14 protein-coding genes are annotated in these 18,503 nt (G+C 65.8%); 11 read left to right on the top strand and 3 right to left on the bottom strand.

Features of this window, described 5'->3' with window-relative positions:
- The first annotated feature begins 86 nt into the window (after positions 1–86).
- On the top strand, positions 87–2,447 hold the full coding sequence (locus GGR17_RS01300) for an ATP-dependent helicase (protein ID WP_054538407.1): 2,361 nt from the start codon (positions 87–89) through the stop codon (positions 2,445–2,447).
- A 556-nt stretch (positions 2,448–3,003) separates the two neighbouring features.
- Here the strand turns inward: GGR17_RS01300 and GGR17_RS01295 are convergent.
- Positions 3,004–3,219, bottom strand: a complete 216-nt coding sequence (locus GGR17_RS01295; RefSeq protein WP_054538409.1) for a DUF1127 domain-containing protein — start codon at positions 3,217–3,219, stop codon at positions 3,004–3,006.
- A 245-nt stretch (positions 3,220–3,464) separates the two neighbouring features.
- Between GGR17_RS01295 and GGR17_RS01290 the strand changes: the two genes are divergently transcribed.
- The 9 genes from GGR17_RS01290 (at position 3,465) to murD (ending at position 14,367) form a co-directional block, all read left to right on the top strand.
- Complete coding sequence (locus tag GGR17_RS01290) at positions 3,465–4,544, top strand: Mrp/NBP35 family ATP-binding protein (protein WP_054538410.1); 1,080 nt, start codon at positions 3,465–3,467, stop codon at positions 4,542–4,544.
- Between the two features lie 605 nt (positions 4,545–5,149).
- A complete protein-coding gene (gene mraZ, locus GGR17_RS20285) occupies positions 5,150–5,659 on the top strand; it encodes a division/cell wall cluster transcriptional repressor MraZ (RefSeq protein ID WP_054538411.1) in 510 nt (169 codons plus the stop codon).
- A gap of 3 nt (positions 5,660–5,662) precedes the next feature.
- Complete coding sequence (rsmH, locus tag GGR17_RS01280) at positions 5,663–6,667, top strand: 16S rRNA (cytosine(1402)-N(4))-methyltransferase RsmH (protein WP_054538412.1); 1,005 nt, start codon at positions 5,663–5,665, stop codon at positions 6,665–6,667.
- A complete protein-coding gene (gene ftsL / locus GGR17_RS01275) occupies positions 6,667–7,014 on the top strand; it encodes a cell division protein FtsL (RefSeq protein ID WP_037204514.1) in 348 nt (115 codons plus the stop codon). Before rsmH ends, ftsL begins: the two co-directional genes overlap by 1 nt.
- Positions 7,011–8,798 (top strand): peptidoglycan D,D-transpeptidase FtsI family protein, encoded by a 1,788-nt coding sequence (locus GGR17_RS01270; RefSeq protein WP_054538413.1) that lies wholly within the window; start codon positions 7,011–7,013, stop codon positions 8,796–8,798. Before ftsL ends, GGR17_RS01270 begins: the two co-directional genes overlap by 4 nt.
- Positions 8,799–8,815: 17 nt before the next feature.
- Positions 8,816–10,306, top strand: coding sequence for a UDP-N-acetylmuramoyl-L-alanyl-D-glutamate--2,6-diaminopimelate ligase (locus GGR17_RS01265; RefSeq protein WP_054538414.1), 1,491 nt, complete (start codon positions 8,816–8,818; stop codon positions 10,304–10,306).
- Positions 10,303–11,739 (top strand): UDP-N-acetylmuramoyl-tripeptide--D-alanyl-D-alanine ligase, encoded by a 1,437-nt coding sequence (locus tag GGR17_RS01260; RefSeq protein ID WP_054538415.1) that lies wholly within the window; start codon positions 10,303–10,305, stop codon positions 11,737–11,739. Before GGR17_RS01265 ends, GGR17_RS01260 begins: the two co-directional genes overlap by 4 nt.
- A 12-nt stretch (positions 11,740–11,751) precedes the next feature.
- On the top strand, positions 11,752–12,837 hold the full coding sequence (gene mraY, locus GGR17_RS01255; RefSeq protein ID WP_054538416.1) for a phospho-N-acetylmuramoyl-pentapeptide-transferase: 1,086 nt from the start codon (positions 11,752–11,754) through the stop codon (positions 12,835–12,837).
- Between the two features lie 111 nt (positions 12,838–12,948).
- Entirely contained in the window at positions 12,949–14,367 is a 1,419-nt protein-coding gene (gene murD, locus GGR17_RS01250; RefSeq protein ID WP_054538417.1) for a UDP-N-acetylmuramoyl-L-alanine--D-glutamate ligase, read from the top strand.
- 78 nt (positions 14,368–14,445) lie between these two features.
- Here the strand turns inward: murD and GGR17_RS01245 are convergent, their stop codons facing one another.
- Positions 14,446–15,378: an L-lactate dehydrogenase gene (locus GGR17_RS01245; protein ID WP_054538418.1), complete on the bottom strand. Its 933-nt coding sequence runs from the start codon at positions 15,376–15,378 to the stop codon at positions 14,446–14,448.
- A gap of 292 nt (positions 15,379–15,670) precedes the next feature.
- Between GGR17_RS01245 and GGR17_RS01240 the strand changes: the two genes are divergently transcribed.
- Positions 15,671–16,843 carry a type III PLP-dependent enzyme gene (locus GGR17_RS01240; RefSeq protein WP_054540344.1) on the top strand — a complete coding sequence of 391 codons (1,173 nt, stop codon included), beginning with the start codon at positions 15,671–15,673 and terminating at the stop codon, positions 16,841–16,843.
- Here GGR17_RS01240 and GGR17_RS01235 read toward each other — a convergent pair.
- On the bottom strand, positions 16,789–18,246 hold the full coding sequence (locus GGR17_RS01235) for a sulfatase (RefSeq protein WP_054538419.1): 1,458 nt from the start codon (positions 18,244–18,246) through the stop codon (positions 16,789–16,791). The two genes, GGR17_RS01240 and GGR17_RS01235, sit on opposite strands and share 55 nt — an antisense overlap.
- Positions 18,247–18,503: the final 257 nt, after the last annotated feature.

The raw sequence follows: 18,503 nt of genomic DNA, 5'->3' as shown, positions 1-18,503 counted from the left end.
TCGGTGAAGGAATTTGTCCAATTGCGCCAAGAACAATTTGCGAACACTTCTTTAACTCGAAGCTGAACCAAGTTAGATTACCAAGTATGAGCAGGTTTGACGAAGATGAGGCCTTCGAGGCCGGGGCGAAGCAGTCGCTGGCGGCGCGCGCGATGGCGGCGCGGCCCGCGCCCTATCTGGACGGGCTGAACCCGGCGCAGCGCGCGGCGGTCGAGGCGCTGGAGGGGCCGGTGCTGATGCTGGCGGGGGCGGGCACGGGCAAGACCAGGGCGTTGACCGCGCGGATCGCGCATCTGCTGAACACAGGCACCGCACGCCCCAACGAAGTGCTTGCCGTGACCTTTACCAACAAGGCCGCCCGCGAGATGAAGGAACGGGTGGCCGGGCTGTTGGGGCAGACGATCGAGGGCATGCCCTGGCTGGGAACGTTTCATTCGATCAGCGTCAAGCTGTTGCGCCGCCATGCCGAACTCGTCGGGCTGAAATCGAATTTCACCATTCTGGATACGGATGATCAGATTCGGCTGCTCAAGCAACTGATCGTTGCGGCCAATATCGACGAAAAGCGTTGGCCCGCGCGGCAGCTGGCCGGCGTGATCGACAACTGGAAAAACCGCGCCTGGACGCCCGACAAGGTGCCCGCGGCCGAGGCGTCGGCCTTCAACGGGCGCGGCGTGGCGCTGTATGCCGCCTATCAAGACCGGTTGAAGACGCTGAACGCCGTCGATTTCGGCGATCTGCTGCTGCATGTGGTCACGATCTTTCAGGCCCATGATGACCTGTTGCAGCAGTATCAGCGCTGGTTCCGCTATATCCTGGTGGACGAGTATCAGGATACCAACGTTGCCCAATACCTGTGGCTGCGGCTTCTGGCGGGCGGGCATCGCAACATCTGCTGCGTGGGTGATGACGATCAGTCGATCTACGGCTGGCGCGGCGCCGAGGTGGGCAATATCCTGCGGTTCGAAAAGGATTTTCCCGGCGCGACGGTGGTTCGGCTGGAACAGAATTATCGGTCCACCGCGCATATTCTGGCCGCCGCTTCGGGCATCATTGATGCCAACAAGGGCCGGCTGGGCAAAACCCTGTGGACAGCGGCCGAGGGCGGCGAAAAGCTGCGCCTGATCGGCCATTGGGACGGCGAGGAAGAGGCGCGCTGGATTGGCGAAGAGGTCGAAGCGCTGCAGTCGGGCACGCGGGGGCTGGAGCCGCTTTCGCTGGATGACATGGCGATTCTGGTGCGCGCCTCGCATCAGATGCGCGCCTTCGAAGACCGGTTTCTGACCATCGGCCTACCGTACCGCGTGATCGGCGGCCCGCGATTCTATGAGCGGATGGAGATCCGGGATGCGATGGCCTATTTCCGCGTCGCCGTGTCGCCCGACGACGATCTGGCGTTCGAGCGCATTGTGAATACGCCCAAACGCGGCCTTGGCGACAAGGCGCAGCAGAAAATGCAGGCAATGGCCCGCGGCAATGGCGTTTCACTGGTCGAAGGGGCGCGCCTGTTGCTGGCCGCCAAAGGGCTGACGGGCAAGGGCGCGGTGGAGCTGAAGAAACTGCTGGACGGCATCGGCCGCTGGCATGGTGCAGCGCTGGGCGACAGGGCGGGCCATATTGAGCTGGCCGAGATGATTCTGGAGGAATCGGGCTATACCGAGCATTGGCAGAACGACAAGACGCCAGAGGCGCCGGGCCGACTGGAGAACCTCAAGGAGCTGGTCAAGGCGCTGGAACAGTTCGAGAATCTTCAAGGATTCCTCGAACATGTCGCGCTGATCATGGATAATGAAACCGAAGAGACGGGCGCCAAGGTCTCGATCATGACGCTGCACGGCGCCAAGGGGCTGGAATTCCCCGCCGTCTTTCTGCCCGGCTGGGAGGATGGCCTGTTCCCCAGCCAGCGCTCGATGGATGAAACCGGCCTCAAAGGGCTCGAGGAAGAGCGCCGCCTGGCCTATGTCGGCATTACCCGGGCCGAAAAGCTGTGCACGATTTCCTTTGCCGCCAACCGGCGTGTCTATGGCCAGTGGCAATCGGCGCTGCCTTCGCGCTTTATCGACGAACTGCCCGAGGATCACGTCGATGTGCTGACGCCGCCGGGGCTGTATGGCGGCGGCTATGGCGCCGCCGGAATGCAAGGTGGAATCGAAGAGCGGGCTGCCTCTGCCAATGTCTATAACTCTCCCGGCTGGAAGCGCCTGCAAGAGCGTAGCCAGACGCGGCCGGTCAGCCAGCCGCGGGAAAGCCGTAACATTGTGATTGATGCGCAGGCCGTATCCAGCTTCACCGCCGGTGACCGGGTGTTTCATCAGAAATTCGGCTACGGCACGGTGATGGGTATCGAGGGCGACAAGCTGGATATCGAGTTCGACAAGGCCGGTGCGAAAAAGGTTGTGGCGCGTTTCGTCGTGACCGCCGCCCAGGCCGATGACGTGCCCTTCTAGGTCAGATCCGGGATCAGCGGCAGCACTGTGGTCGCGTGGCCGGCGCCGCGAGGCCTGACTGCTGTGCCGTCATGAGCCTGCCCAAGGATGATTGCATCTGAGAAACAGAAAACGGCGACGCCAGGGAGGAGGAAGGCGCCGCCGTTCTGTTCTGCGAAGGCCTCAGGGAGGAGGAGGAAGCCTGCCGCATCTCGGAGGGGCTGGGTCGCGATGCGACCGGGCCCCGGTTGTTTGCGAACGACAGCGCCAGGGAGGAGGAGGGCGCTGCCGTTCTGAACTGCGAAGGCCTCAGGGAGGAGGAGGAGGCCTGCCGCATCTCGAAGGGGCTGGGTCGCGATGCGACCGGGCCCCGGTTGTTTGCGAACGACAGCGCCAGGGAGGAGGAGGGCGCTGCCGTTCTGATCTGCGGGGACCTCAGGGAGGAGGAGGAGGCCATCCGCAACTCGGTGGGGCATTTGCCCCGGTGTAAAAGGGCGGCGACATCAGGGAGGAGGAAGATGCCGCCGCTAAAGGCAGAAAACCCAGGGAGGAGGAAGGGTTTCCTGAACCGAATTCTTTATTTCCCGTGCGCCGCGTCGCGGGCCACGTAGTGTATCATCGACCTGCTGATGCCCAGGTCAGACAGCTCGCGCGCCGTCAGCGTCGAAAGCTCGTCGACCGTGCGGTTGTAGACACGCCGACGCGAAATCCATTCACGGGCTGCCGAGACGCCCGATTTCAGCCACTCAGCCAGGCCGCTCTGTGCGACATGTATTTGCTGTGCGTGTGCCATTTTCGTTATCCTGTATCGTATTCTAGTGTTTTCAGCGGGCTGCGTTCGTCCCCGCGTTTCGTTGATCTCAAGATACGGTAATGCTGCAGTTGCACAATGGGCGTTTAGGCAATGCCGCCATGCAGCATTTGCATAAGTTATGCTGACGTAGTTTTGAGCAACTGCCCGTAACCGAAGCAAACTATTTGCCCTTGTCCTTGCGTGTTGGATGGTCATGTTGGGGGCGCGCAACAAGGAGGCCCCAGATGCCGATATCCCGTGACGTCATTCTTGACACGCTCAGCGGAATTTCCCTGCCCGATGGTGGTGATCTGGTTTCGCGCGATCTGGTGCGCGCGCTTTCACTGGGCGAATCCTCGGTGAGTTTCGTGATCGAGGTGCCGGATGTGGCGGCGGCCCGCGCGATGGAGCCGTTGCGCCAGGCCGCCGAGGATGCGGTAAAGCGCCTTGCGGGGGTCGAAAAGGTGTCTGTGGTGATGACGGCGCATGAGCCCGCCGCGAAATCCGCGCCGAAGGGCGAGGCGCCATCGCTGAAGATCGGGCGCCACCCCGAAGGCGGGGGCGTGCAGAAGGTTGCCGGCGTTGACCGCATTCTGGCAATCGCCTCGGGCAAGGGCGGCGTGGGCAAATCCACCGTGTCTTCGAACCTGGCGGTGGCGCTGGCGCGTCAGGGGCGCCGGGTGGGGTTGCTGGACGCCGATATATACGGTCCGTCACAGCCGCGCATGATGGGGGTCAGCAAACGACCCGCTTCACCGGATGGCAAGACGATCATTCCGCTGACGGCGCATGGGGTCACGTTGATGTCGATCGGTCTGATGGTCGATCCCGATCAGGCCGTGGTCTGGCGCGGGCCGATGCTGATGGGCGCGCTGCAGCAGATGCTGGGGCAGGTGGCCTGGGGCGCGCTGGACGTGCTGATCGTCGATCTGCCGCCGGGCACCGGGGATGTGCAGCTGACCCTGTGCCAGCGTACCCACCTGACCGGGGCGATTGTCGTCTCTACCCCGCAGGACGTGGCGCTTCTGGATGCGCGCAAGGCGATCGACATGTTCGGCAAGCTGAACACGCCGGTGCTGGGCCTGATCGAGAATATGTCGATGTATATCTGCCCCAATTGCGGGCACGAGGCGCATATCTTCGGCCATGGCGGTGTAAAGGCCGAGGCGGAGCGGATCGGCGTGCCGTTTCTGGGTGAACTGCCGCTCGCGCTGGAGGTGCGGGAGGCCGGTGACGCCGGCAGCCCCGTCGCAGCGGGCGAGGGGCCGATCGCCGATGCCTATGCCGCGCTGGCGGCGCGGCTGGTCGCCGGCGGGATGGCCTGACCCCGTACGGGAACACATGGGAAATGGCTGCCCGCAGGGCGCCGCAGGGCGAATCAATCGCCCCGGGGCGGTTGATTTCGCCGCATTCCGGCGGGATTCGCCGTTGATTCCTCAAAAATTCGACACGGCGCCGTGATCTCGCGTATTTTTTCGGGAAATTACGGGAATTGTTGGCACGGCCGAAGATTCTCTACATTTTGTGTGTAAATCGACATGGGCATCTAGCTGCTGTGTTGTGATTGCGTCGGGCACCCCCAGAGCTTGTTTTCCACACCCTCTCAACCCATCATCTTGTGTCTTGTTCCCGTGAAAACCTGTTGATTTCCATGAAATCCCATGGCATCCCTTGGTCATCGGATGAAGACGGGCTTACAGGGGCGGTTCAAGAACCCCGAACAAAGGCACCAAGTCAGGTTTCATACAGGCACCCGCTTTCACCGAACACAAAGATCCGGCGCGCGAGCGAGCAGACATCCCCCCAGGTGGCATGCGTAGCCGGACACACCCAGAGATGGGACGAGGGCGGCGGATTGGGCAGTGGCAGCAGCTCAATCCGCCGTTTTCGTTTCAGACGGCCAAAGCGGCAGCAAAGGAGCGTCGGGACAGTGGCGCGCAGGTTCAGAGGCGAATACACCTTCAAGGTGGACGCAAAGGGCAGGGTCTCGATCCCGGCCCTGTTTCGCCGCGTGCTGGAGGCCGGCGATCCCAGCTGGACAGAGGGCCTGCGCCCCGAACTGGTCATCGTCTATGGCGATCACCGCCGCAAATTTCTCGAAGTTTACACGATCGAGGCGATCGAAGAGGTGTCTGACCAGATCGAGCAGATGCAGCGCGGCTCGCCCGAGCGGCGGATGCTCGAGCGCCTGATCAACGGCCAGTCCCACCCCACCGAGGTGGATGGCGACGGTCGCCTGGTGCTGCCGCAAAAGCTGCGCGAAAAGATCGGACTGGAGGGCGAGGCCTTCTTCATCGCCTCCGGCGACACGTTCCAGATATGGAAACCCGAAACCTTCGAGGCTGAAAACGCCGCCTTCATGGAAAGTTTCGAGGAAGACTACCCCGAGGATTTCGATCCGCTCACGCTTCTTCCCGGCAAGCCCAAGACGGTGCACTAGAAAATGGCCGCCGCTGAACGCCCCGCTTCAGACTCACGCCCCCACGTTCCCGTTCTGCTGCGTCCGCTTCTGGCGGCGGTGGCCCCGGTCGAGGGGCTGTGGCTGGATGGCACATTCGGCGCCGGCGGCTATTCCATCGGCCTGCTGGAGGCCGGCGCCGCACGGGTGATCGGCGTGGATCGCGACCCGGCCGTGTTCGACATGGCCGCGGGCTGGGCCGAAGCCTATGGCGACCGGCTGGTGCTGGTCGAAGGCACGTTTTCGAAGCTCGACACCTATTCCGACGTGCCGCTTGACGGGGTCGTGCTGGATCTCGGCGTGTCGTCAATGCAGCTCGATCAGGCGGAACGTGGCTTTTCCTTCATGAAAGAGGGGCCGCTGGACATGCGGATGAGCCAGTCCGGCCCGTCGGCCGCCGATCTGGTGAACGAGCTGGATGAAACCGCGCTGGCCGACATCCTGTATCACTACGGTGAAGAGCGTGCCTCGCGCCGCATCGCGCGCACCATCGTCGAGACGCGCAAGACCCAGCCGTTCGAGACCACCGCGCAGCTTGTCGCGGTGATCGAACGCTGCCTGCCGCGCCCCAAGCCGGGCCAGAGCCACCCCGCGACACGTTCGTTTCAGGCGATCCGCATCGCCGTGAACGATGAGCTGGGCGAGCTGGTCGAAGGGCTTTGCGCCGCCGAGCGGGCGCTCAAGCCGGGCGGCAAGCTGGCGGTCGTGTCCTTCCATTCGATCGAAGACCGGATCGTGAAGCGGTTTCTGCAGGCCCGGTCCGGCGGGGCGGGGCGGGCCAACCGTTATGCGCCCGAGACCGAAGAGCAGGCGCCGCAGTTCCGGCTGCTGTCGCGCCGCGCGATCGGGGCGGATGACCAGGAACTGGCGGAAAACCCCCGCGCGCGCTCGGCCAAGTTGCGGGTGGCGGTGCGCACCGACGCGCCTGCGGGTGATGTGGATCGGGCGGCATTGGGCCTGCCCGCGCTGATGACAGGGAGAAACGGATAATGCGCAGCCTCTTTTTCGTTCTGTCCGCGCTTGCGGTGATGGGGCTGGCCTTCTGGGCCTATCGCGAAAACTATGAAACCCAGCAGGTGATCAAGGAAACCGAGGCGTTGCAGCGCGACATCGCGCAGATGCGGGCCTCGCTTTCGATGCTGCGGGCCGAATGGGCCTATCTGAACCGGCCCGACCGGCTGCGCGAACTGGCCGACCTCAACTTCGATCGGCTGGGCCTGCTGCCGCTGCGCCCCGAACAGTTCGGCCTGATCGATCAGGTGGCCTATCCGCTGCCCGATCTGCCGCCGATCATCACCTCGGTCGAGGTGGTCGGAAAATGGGAGGCTTCGGAATGATCCGCACGCCGCTGCGCCCGCTGGCCCGTATCCTGGAAGCCCGCGCCAAGGGCGAAAACCCCGACGCGATCGAACGCGAGAACCTGCGCCTGCGCCAGGAGCAGATGCGCGATCAGGCCCGCACCCGGGCCGAGGGGCGGCTGCTGATCCTCGGGGTTCTGTTCTTCTGTGCCTTTTCGGCCGTGGGTGCGCGGATGGGCCTGCTGGCCGCGTCCGAGCCGCAGGAGCCGCGGGCCGCGGCCTCCGGCGCCGCCATCGTCGCGCAGCGTGCCGACATCACAGACCGCACCGGGCGCATCCTGGCCACCAACCTGGCCACGCATTCCCTTTATGCCCAGCCGCCGCTCATGATCGACAAGGAAGGTTCGGCGCGGGCGCTGGCCAAGATATTTCCCGACCTGAACGAGCAAAAGCTGCTGGCCCAGTTCACCGGCAAGCGCAAGTTCCTGTGGATCCGAAAGAAAATCAGCCCCGAGCAAATGCAGCAGGTGCATGACATCGGCGATCCCGGCCTTCTGTTCGGCCCGCGCGAGATGCGGCTTTATCCCAACGGCAAGCTGGCCGCGCATGTTCTGGGCGGCACCAGTTTCGGGCGCGAGGGTGTCCGCTCGGCCGAGGTGATCGGCACGGCCGGGGTGGAAAAGGCCTTTGACACCTACCTGCGCGATCCGGCCAACGGCGGCCAGCCGCTGCGGCTTTCGCTGGATCTGACGGTGCAGACGGCCGTGCGCCAGGTGCTGTTCGGCGGCATGAAGCTGATGAACGCCAAGGGCGCGGCGGCGGTGATGATGGATGCCCACACGGGCGAGATCGTCTCGATGGTGTCGCTGCCCGATTTCGACCCGAATGACCGCCCGCGCCCCCTGGTCGAGGGCGACGCGTCCGACAGCCCGCTGTTCAACCGCGCGGTTCAGGGCGTGTATGAGCTTGGCTCGACCTTCAAGATTTTCGCGGCGGCCCAGGCGATGGAGCTTGGCCTGGTCAACCCCGATACAATGGTCGATGCGGATGCGCCGCTGGTCTGGGGCAGGCACCGGATTGGCGAGTTCCACAACAAGAACTACGGCCCGCTTCTGTCGGTGACCGATGTGATCGTGAAATCCTCGAACGTTGGCACCGCGAAGATCGCGCTGCAGATCGGCACCGAACGTCAGCGTGATTTCCTCGGCAAGCTGGGCTTCTTCGAGGCCACCCCGGTTGAGCTGGTCGAGGCCCCGGGCGCCCGGCCGCTGTTGCCGCCGCGCTGGTCGGATATCAACACGATCACGGTGTCCTACGGCCACGGGCTCTCGGCCAGCCCGCTGCATCTGGCCACGGCCTATTCCTCGCTTCTGAACGGGGGCAAGCGGGTTCAGCCGACGCTTCTGGCCGGCGGGCGCCCGGCCACCGGCGAGCGTGTGGTCTCCGAGCGGACTTCGACCGCGGCGCGCGAAATGCTGCGTCAGGTGGTGGTGCGCGGCACCGCCAGCTTCGGCGAGGTGCCCGGCTATTCGGTGGGCGGCAAGACCGGTACCGCCGACAAGCCCAGACCGAGCGGCGGCTATTACGATAACAAGGTGATCACCACATTCGCCTCGGTCTTTCCGACGAACGATCCGAAATACGTGCTGGTCGTCACCCTCGATGAGCCCGAAGACACCACAGGCCCCGAACCGCGCCGGACCGCCGGCTGGACGGCGGTGCCCGTCGCCGCAGAGATCATCCGCCGCGCCGCGCCGCTGCTTGGCCTGCGACCAGAGATTGAACCCCAGCCCGGCTTCGCGGTAACACTCACCGGAAACTGACAGCCGTGGGGGCGAAAATGGCGACACAGCCACAGGCGAAATCACTGGCAGAGCTTGGGCTGACCGCAAAGGCCGGGCGCGAGGCGCAGATCACCGGCCTGTCGGTCGACAGCCGCCTGGTGAAACCGGGGCATCTGTTCGCCGCGCTTCCCGGTACGCGGGTGCATGGTGGCGCGTTCATCCAATACGCGCTGCGGATGGGCGCGGGCGCGGTGCTGACCGATGCCGAGGGCGCCCGCATCGCCAGGGAAGAGCTGGCCGCATCCGACGCCGCACTGGTGGTGGCCGAGGATCCGCGCCAGACGCTGGCCTATGCCGCGGCCCTGTGGTTCGGCGCGCAGCCCGAGGTGGTGGTGGCGGTGACCGGCACCAATGGCAAGACATCGGTGGCCAGCTTCACCCGGCAGATCTGGGCCCTGCTGGGTTACGAGGCGGCCAATCTGGGCACCACCGGGGTCGAAGGCGCCTATGAGGCGCCGCTGAACCATACCACGCCCGAACCCATCACCCTGCACCGCCTGCTGGCCGAGATGGCCCATGCCGGCGTCAGCCATGTGGCGATGGAGGCATCGTCACACGGGTTGGCGCAACGGCGGCTCGACGGGGTGGCGCTGACCGCGGCGGCGTTCACGAATTTCACCCAGGACCATCTGGATTACCACGCGGATTTCGATGAATATTTCGCGGCCAAGGCCGGCCTTTTTGCCCGCGTCCTGCCCGAGGAAGGCACCGCCGTCATCAACCTCGAGGATCCGCGCGGCCCCGAGATGGCGATGATCGCCCGCGCGCGCGGGCAGACCCTGCTGACCGTCGGCCGCTCGGACGAGGCCGATCTGCAGATCCTCGCACAGCGGTTCGACGCCACCGGGCAACAGCTCCGGTTCGAATGGCAGGGGCTGGCGCATCAGGTGCGGCTGGGGCTGATCGGCGGCTTTCAGGCCGAAAACGTGCTGGTCGCCGCCGCGCTGGCGATTGCCGGCGGGGCCGAGCCGCTGCATGTGTTCGACGCGCTGCCCGATCTGATCACCGTGCGCGGCCGGATGCAGCTTGCCGCCACCCGAGACAACGGCGCGTCGGTCTTTGTCGATTACGCCCACACGCCCGATGCGCTGAAGACGGCGCTGAGCGCGCTGCGCCCGCATGTAATGGGCCGTCTGATCGTCGTGTTCGGCGCGGGCGGTGACCGTGACAGGGGCAAGCGCCCGCTGATGGGGCGGGCGGCGGCGGAACACGCCGATGTTGTGTTCGTGACGGATGACAACCCGCGCAGCGAGGTTCCGGGCGATATTCGTGCAGAAATAATGCAAGCCTGCCCGGATGCGACAGAGGTCGGCGACCGCGCCGAGGCGATCCTGCGCGGCGTCGATGCGCTGCAGCCCGGCGATGCGCTGCTGATCGCGGGCAAGGGCCACGAGTCCGGGCAGATCATCGGCGATGACGTGTTTCCGTTCGACGATGTGGAGCAGGCCTCTGTCGCGGTCGCGGCGCTTGACGGGCGCGTGACATGACGCCGCTCTGGACCTCTGCGGATGCCGAGGCCGCGACCGGGGGGCGCAGCACGCGGCCCTGGCAGGCGGGTGGCGTGTCGATCGACACCCGCAGCCTGGTGCCGGGTGATCTGTTCGTGGCGCTGAAAGACGTGCGCGACGGCCATGATTTCGTGGCGCAGGCGCTGAAGAACGGCGCCGCCGCGGCGCTGGTGTCACACATTCCCGATGGCGTGGCGAAGGATGCGCCGCTGCTGATCGTCGATGACGTGTTGCGCGGGCTGGGGGCGCTGGCCCGGGCCGCACGGGCCCGCAGCGCAGCCAGGGTGGTCGCCGTGACCGGGTCGGTCGGCAAGACCTCGACCAAGGAAATGCTGCGCGCGGTTCTGGCCGGGCAGGGGCAGGTTCACGCCGCCGAGAAAAGCTTCAACAATCACTGGGGCGTGCCGCTGACCCTTGCGCGGATGCCGCGGGCGGCGGATTTCGCGGTGATCGAGATCGGCATGAACCATCCGGGCGAAATCGCCCCGCTGACGGCGATGACCCGGCCGCATGTGGCGCTGATCACCACCGTCGTCGCCGCGCATCTGGAGGCGTTCGACAGCATTGCCGCGATTGCCCGTGAAAAGGCCAGCATTCTCGACGGGCTGGAACCGGGCGGGGTTGCGGTGCTGAATGCCGATCTGGATGTCTCGCCGATCCTGATCGAAAAGGCGCGGCAGGTCGGCGCGCGTGTGGTCACCTTCGGCACCGGGGCCGAGGCCGACTATTGCCTGAAAGAGGTGACGCTGCGCGCGGATGCCACCATCGCCCAGGCGCGTGCCAGGGGCGACGACATTCTGTTCAAGATCCACACCCCCGGCCGGCATTTCGCGATGAATGCGTTGGGGGTGCTGGCGGTGGCCGATGCGCTGGGGGCCGACCGCGCCCTGACCGCCTGCGATCTGGCTGCCTGGCAGCCGCCCACGGGCCGCGGCGCGCGCGAAAAACTGCAGCTCGATCCGGTGGACGAACGCATGGCCTTCGAACTGATCGACGACGCGTTCAATGCCAACCCGGCCTCGTTGCGCGCCGCGCTGGAGGTTCTGGCCGCCGCCGAGCCGCGCGATGGCCTTGGCCGTGTGGCCAAGGGCCGGCGCATCGCCGTACTTGGCGACATGCTGGAGCTTGGCCCGACCGAGGCGGAGCTGCACCGCGCCGTCGCGGATGACCCGTCCTTGAAGCCTGTCAGCCTGGTGCATTGTGTCGGCCCCAGGATGCGGGCGCTCTACCAGGCGCTGCCCCGCGCACAGCGCGGCGAGTGGCATGAAACCGCCCAGTCGCTGGCCGCGCGGGCGCATGCGATCGCGGATGCTGGGGACGTCGTGCTGGTCAAAGGCTCCAAGGGCAGCCGCGTGTCGCTGGTGGTTGACGCCCTGCGAAAATTGGGACAAGCGGTCCCGAATGAAAAATGAGAGGCTGGGCGTATGCTCTATTGGCTGACCGGATTTTCCGATGGCGGCGATGTTTTCAACCTGTTTCGCTATATCACCTTCAGGGCGGGTGCGGCGTTTTTCACGGCGCTGATCTTCGGGTTCATCTTCGGGCGGCCGCTGATCAATCTGCTGCGCAAGCGCCAGCGGCATGGCCAGCCGATCCGCGATGACGGCCCGCAGAGCCACCTTGAAACCAAGGCCGGCACGCCCACCATGGGCGGTGTGCTGATCCTTGGCGCGCTGATCGTTTCAACCCTGCTCTGGGCGCGGCTCGACAATCCCTATATTTGGATCGTGCTGTTCGTCACGGTGGGGTTCGGGGCCATCGGCTTCGCCGACGACTACGCCAAGGTATCGAAGAACAACACCAAGGGCGTGCCCGGCAAGGTGCGGATGAGCCTGGGGCTGATCATCGCCGCCGTCGCCGGGTTCGCGGCCTCGATGGTGCATCCCGAAGGGTTGACCAACCAGCTGGCGCTGCCGGTATTCAAGGACACGCTGATCAACCTGGGGGTCTTCTTCGTGCCCTTCTCGATGATCGTGATCGTGGGATCGGCCAACGCGGTGAACCTGACCGACGGGCTGGACGGGCTGGCGATCATGCCGGTGATGATCGCGGCGGGCACATTGGGCGTGATCGCCTATGCGGTGGGCCGGGTCGACTTTACCGAATATCTCGATGTTCACTACGTGCCGGGTACCGGCGAGATCCTGATCTTCTGCGCCGGGCTGATCGGCGGCGGGCTGGGGTTTCTTTGGTATAACGCACCGCCCGCGGCCGTGTTCATGGGCGACACCGGTTCGCTGGCTCTGGGTGGCGCGCTGGGGGCGATCGCGGTTGCCACCAAGCACGAGATCGTTCTGGCCATCGTCGGCGGGCTGTTCGTGGTCGAGGCGCTGAGCGTCATCATCCAGGTGCTGTATTTCAAGCGCACCGGCAAGCGGGTGTTCCTGATGGCGCCGATCCACCATCATTTCGAGAAGAAGGGCTGGGCCGAGCCGCAGATCGTGATCCGGTTCTGGATCATTTCGCTCATCCTGGCGCTGATCGGGCTGGCGACGCTGAAGTTACGGTAGGGGAAAGGGGGCGCTGCCCCCCTCGCGCGCCTTGCGGCCCGCTCACCCCCCGGGATATTTGAACGAAGATGAAGGGGGCGGGGGTGCGCCCGCCCGAGCGGGGTTTGGGAGATGATTGCAGTTCGCGGATATAGTGGCGCGCGTATCGCGGTTCTGGGGCTGGGCCGGTCCGGTCTTGCCGCCGCGCGGGCGCTGCGGGCAGGCGGGGCCGAGCCGCTGGTCTGGGATGACAGCGCGGATGCGCGGGAGCGGGCCGGGGCGGAAGGGTTTGCTGTTCACGATCTGACGCGCGAGGGGGCGTGGCGGGATGTGGCGGCGCTGATCGTGTCGCCGGGGATCCCGCATCTTTATCCTGTGCCGAACCGGATCATCGCCTCTGCCTGGGCGGCGGGTGTGCCGGTGGACAATGACATCGGGCTGTTCTTTCGCTCGGTCGCCACCGATGAATGGGACAATCTGGAAACCGCGCCGCGGGTGATCGCGGTTACCGGATCGAATGGCAAATCCACCACAGCGGCGCTGATCCACCATGTGCTGACGTATGCCGGCCGCGAAAGCCAGCTGGCGGGTAATATCGGCCGCGGGGTCATGGATATCGACCCGCCGGGGGATGGCGGGGTGGTCGTGCTGGAACTGTCGAGCTATCAGACCGAACTGGCGCGCGCGCTGACCCCGGATGTGGCCGTGTTCACGAACCTGACGCCCGATCATCTGGACCGGCACGCAGGGCTGGGTGGCTATTTCGCCGCGAAACGCCGGCTGTTCGCCGAAGGCGGGCCGGACCGGGCGATCATCGGCGTGGATGAGGTCGAAGGGCAGTATCTGGCCAACCAGATGGCTGAGAGTGCCGCCGATGACCGGCTGATCCGCATCTCTGCCGCGCGAAAGCTGGACGGGCCGGGCTGGGCCGTGTTCGCCCGCAAGGGGTTCTTGTCGGAATACCGCAAGGGGCGGCAGATCGCGTCGCTCGACTTGCGGGGGATTGCCGGGCTGCCCGGTGCGCACAACCATCAGAACGCCTGCGCGGCCTATGCGGCGGTGCGCAGTTTGGGGTTGGCGCCGAAGATCATCGAACAGGCGTTCCACTCCTTTCAGGGGCTGCCCCACCGGTCGCAACTGGTGGCGGAGGCGGGGGGCGTCCGGTTCGTCAATGACAGCAAGGCCACAAACGCCGACAGCGCGGCCAAGGCGCTGGCCGCTTTCCCGCGCATCCGCTGGATCTGCGGCGGGCTGGAAAAAGAGGGCGGCCTGGGGCCGGTTCTCGAACAGCTCGGCCATGTGGTGAAGGCCTATGTCATCGGGCGCGAGGCAGGCCGGTTCGCTCTGCAACTGGGCGAGACGCCTCATGAGGTGAGCGAGACGATGGCCCGCGCCGTTGCCCGTGCTGCGGCCGAGGCGGCGGAGGGAGAAACCGTTCTGCTCGCCCCTGCGGCGGCAAGTTTCGACCAGTATGACAATTTCGAGAAACGCGGCGAGGATTTCATCGCCCAGGTCACCGCCGCGCTGGCGCGAACGGCCGAACCGGGATAAAACGCCTCCTTCTTTTTCGCCTGAATATCCCGGGGTTTGGGGCAGAGCCCCAATCCGCAAGCCGCAAAGTGACGCGCCCTACAGGCAGACCGCGTCGGCCGTATCCTTCAGAAGCTGCGCGCTTTTCATCAGCGCGGCGGCCTCGTCATCCGCCAGGTCGGGCATCAGATGGGCCGTCACGCCCGCGGCGCCGACGATGCGCGGCAGGGAAAGCGCCACATCGTGCACCCCGAGCACGTCCTGCGTGGCGATGGAGACCGAGAGCACCGCATTCTGATCCTGCGCGATGGCGCGCACGATCCGCGACAGGCCGGCGCCGATGCCATACCATGTGGCGCCCTTGCCCGCGATGATCGTATAGGCGGCATTGCGCACGCCATCGTCGATCGCGTCACGCACATGCCCGGTGATCGGGGCGCCCACCTGCGCGGCAAAGGATGCCAGCGGCGCCGACCCGGCACGGGCGCTGGACCAGGCCAGAACCTCGCTGTCGCCATGCTCACCCAGCACATAGGCATGGACGGAGCGCGGCGAGATCCCCAGATGCCGGCCCAGAAGGCTGCGGAACCGGGCGGTATCCAGGATCGTGCCCGAGCCGATGACCCGCTCCGGCGGCAGGCCGGTCAGGCGGGTGGTGATCTGGGTCATCACATCCACCGGGTTCGAGGCCACCAGAAGGATCGCATCCGGCGCGTGCTCCAGCACACGCGCCGTCACCTCGCGGAACACCGCGGCATTGCGGGCCAGCAGCGCCAGCCGGGTCTCGCCGGGTTTCTGGCCGACGCCCGCCGCCAGGATCACCACCGACGCGCCCGCCAGCGCGGGATAGTCGCCGTGCTCGATGACCGTGGAAGAGGCGAAAGGCACGGCATGGGCGATATCCTCGGCCTGGGCGCGGGCAAGCGCCGCGTCGAGATCGACCAGCACGACGCGGCTGACCGTTCCGGTCAGCGCCAGCGCATATCCGGCCGCGCTTCCCACCATTCCCGCCCCGACGATCCCGACTTTCATATCCGTACCCCGCTTGTGTCCAGAGCCACTATAGCAAGCGGGGCATCGAGCGGTGGTATTTCTGTGCCCCGGATCTGCGGCGCGGAGGCAACGCTTTGCGCTTCTGCGGAAATTTCGCGCGAAGATGAAAATACCCTCTTGCGCCGACTCATGCGCGGCCCTATCTGCGCCCTCACAGACGCCAACGCACGCGCCTCTGGCCGGCGGTTCCGCCGCCCGCGTTTATGTAGCGACGGTAACGTCTCCTTGGAAGTGAGCGGTCATTCTTTGGCCGGGTCTATTGGAGATGACCATGAACGCTACGATCACCGATTTCGTCGGCCGCACTGCTGTTGCGCCTGTTTCCCGAGTTGAGGCTTATATCCGGTCGAATGAGTTCGACCGCCCGACGCTGGTGCTGGACACGCAGGCCGTGGCCAAACAATACCGCGCGCTGAAAGCCGGGCTTGGCCATGCCGATATCCACTATGCCGTGAAGGCCAACCCCGCGCGCGAGATCGTCGAGACGCTGGTAAACCTCGGCTCGCATTTCGATGCCGCCTCGCGCGGGGAAATCGAGCTGTGCCTCGGCCTCGGCGCCGCGCCCGAAACGATTTCCTTCGGCAACACCATCAAACGCGCTTCCGACATTGCCTTCGCGCATCACGCTGGCATCACCCTGTTCGCCGCCGATGCCGAGGAAGAGCTGGAAAAGATCGCCAAGCACGCCCCCGGCGCGCAGGTCTATATCCGCCTGATCGTCGATGCGTCCGAGGCCGACTGGCCGCTGTCGCGCAAATTCGGCTGCGCCCGTGACAAGGCGCTGGATCTGCTGGCGCTGGCCGCCCGTCTGGGGCTGGAGCCGGTCGGCTTTTCGTTCCACGTGGGCTCGCAAACCCGCCGGGCCGAGATGTGGACCGCCACGCTCGACCAGATCGCCGAAATCTGGCACCGCGCCCGCGCCGAAGGCCACGCGCTGACCCTGCTGAACATCGGCGGCGGCTTTCCGGCCTTTTATGGCGAGGCGATTGATCACCCGACCAAATATTCCGCACGGGTGATGGAGCTGGTGACCGAACGCTTTGGCGATGTGCCCCGCGTGATGGCGGAGCCGGGCCGCGGCCTGGTGGCCGAGGCCGGCATGATCGCCGCGGAAGTGTTGCTGGTGTCGAAGAAATCCGAGGCCGACGCCTTCCGCTGGGTCTATCTGGACATCGGCAAGTTCTCGGGCCTGGCCGAAACCATGGACGAGGCGATCCGCTATCAGTTCGTCACCGACCGCGATCACGAGGCGACCGGCCCCTGCATCCTGGCCGGCCCCTCCTGCGACAGTGCCGATGTGCTTTATGAAAAGCGCCCGGTGCAACTGCCGCAGGGGCTGAAGGCGGGTGACCGCTTTATCATCCGCAACTGCGGCGCCTATACGTCGAGCTATTCGTCGGTCGGCTTCAACGGCTTCCCGCCGCTGGATGTCGTGGTGCTCTGAGCCGGGCTCATCTTCCGCGCCGCCTGCCAACGGTGGCGCGGCGGCGCGGTATTGACAGGCGGGCAGGGCGCCACGGGCAGCATCGCCCGGTGCGCCCGCACCACGGCGGCCAGCGCGCCATCATCCGGGGCCTGCAGCAGATTGGCATGTTCGAACGGGTCGGCCCGGTGATCATACAGTTCTTCATGACCGGTCCAGTAGCGGATGAAGCGAAAATCGCGGGACCGCGCCGAAAACGCCAGCTTCGGGCGATCGCTCATCAGATCATGGCCCCAGACCGACAGCGCGTGCCCGCGCAGCGCCTGCGCCTCGCCCCGCAGCAGCGGGGCCATGTCCTGCCCGGTGAAGCGGCCGGGCGCGGGCAGGCCGGCCAGTGAAAAGAGCGTCGGCGCGATGTCGGTCAGGCTGACCGGATCGCCGGCCCGGCCCGGGGCGATGCCCGGCCCGCCGATGAACAGCGGCACCCGCAGCGCGCGCTCCCACAGGGTGAATTTGCGGAAGGCCAGCTTTTCGCCCAGCTGCCAGCCGTGATCCGACCACAGCACCACGATGGTGTTGCCCCACAGCCCCTGTTCATCCATCCGGTCCAGAACCCGGCCCAGCAGCGCGTCGGCATAGGAGATCGAGGCAAGATACGCTTTCAGGAATGCCTTGTATTCCCCCTGCGCATGCAGCGCCTTTCCCAGCCCGGCGTTCTGGCGCACGAAGCTCATCGCCGGGCGCGGCAGCCCGGCCAGCGGCGCCGCGTTGTCGGGGGCGAACCCGTTGGCGCCCAGCCCCGGCGGATCGGCGACCACCGCCGGCAACTGGTCGAAAAAACGCTTCGGCACGATGAAGGGCAGATGCGGCCGATAGAGCCCCAGCGCCCAGAACTGCCCTTCGGCGCCGCCGGTCATGCGGCGGGTGATCCACTCGGTGTTCAACTCGTCATATTGCGGGGTATCGTCGGGCGCCGGGCCGAAATCGGAGTTGCTGCCCAGGGCGCCGGATTTCTGCGACCGGCTGATCGGGGCAAAGCTGTCTGGTTCCTGGCCATGGTATTCGGTCCATTCGTCGTGATCGAACTGGCCCTTGAGCACGTGGAACACCTTGCCCGCGCCAAAGGTCTTATACCCGGCGCTTTGCAGGCCGCCGACCAGCGACAGGCCCCGGCCGCGCGGAAACGCGTGGTTGGGCCGGTGTGCGTTGCCGTAGATCCCCGTTTCCCATGGGTTCCGGCCATAAAGCGTTGCCGCGCGCGAAGGCGAACAGGCCGGGGCCGCGGCATAGGCCCGTTCGAACACCACGCTGTGCCGGGCCAGCCGGGTCAGGTGCGGGGTGATCGTATCGGGATGGCCGCCCAGCGGCGCGATCCAGTCATTCAGATCCTCGATCGACAGGAACAGGATGTTGGGTCTGGTCACCGGCGGGTCTGTCCTTTGTGATGCGGCGCGGGTGCGCCCGTCGGGCCCTGCGGCTCTCTTCGCGGATCGCGGCGAGGAAACCTGCAAGGGTCGAGGAGCGGCCCGCGCGCGCGGATGGCGGCAGACTAGGGGGCGCGTGGCGGCGGTGCAATCCCGTCGGCCCGGGGTGTCAGATGGCTGGCGTTGCGGCGCAAATCGCGCTAGACTGCACCCGAGACCCGGCAAACGGGCAGAGGCAGGCAGAGCAAGGCGAACAT

The sequence above is a fragment of the Actibacterium naphthalenivorans genome, from assembly GCF_014196965.1.
In the GTDB taxonomy this organism is placed as follows: domain Bacteria; phylum Pseudomonadota; class Alphaproteobacteria; order Rhodobacterales; family Rhodobacteraceae; genus Actibacterium_A; species Actibacterium_A naphthalenivorans.
This window is presented reverse-complemented; position numbering and strand designations above follow the sequence as displayed.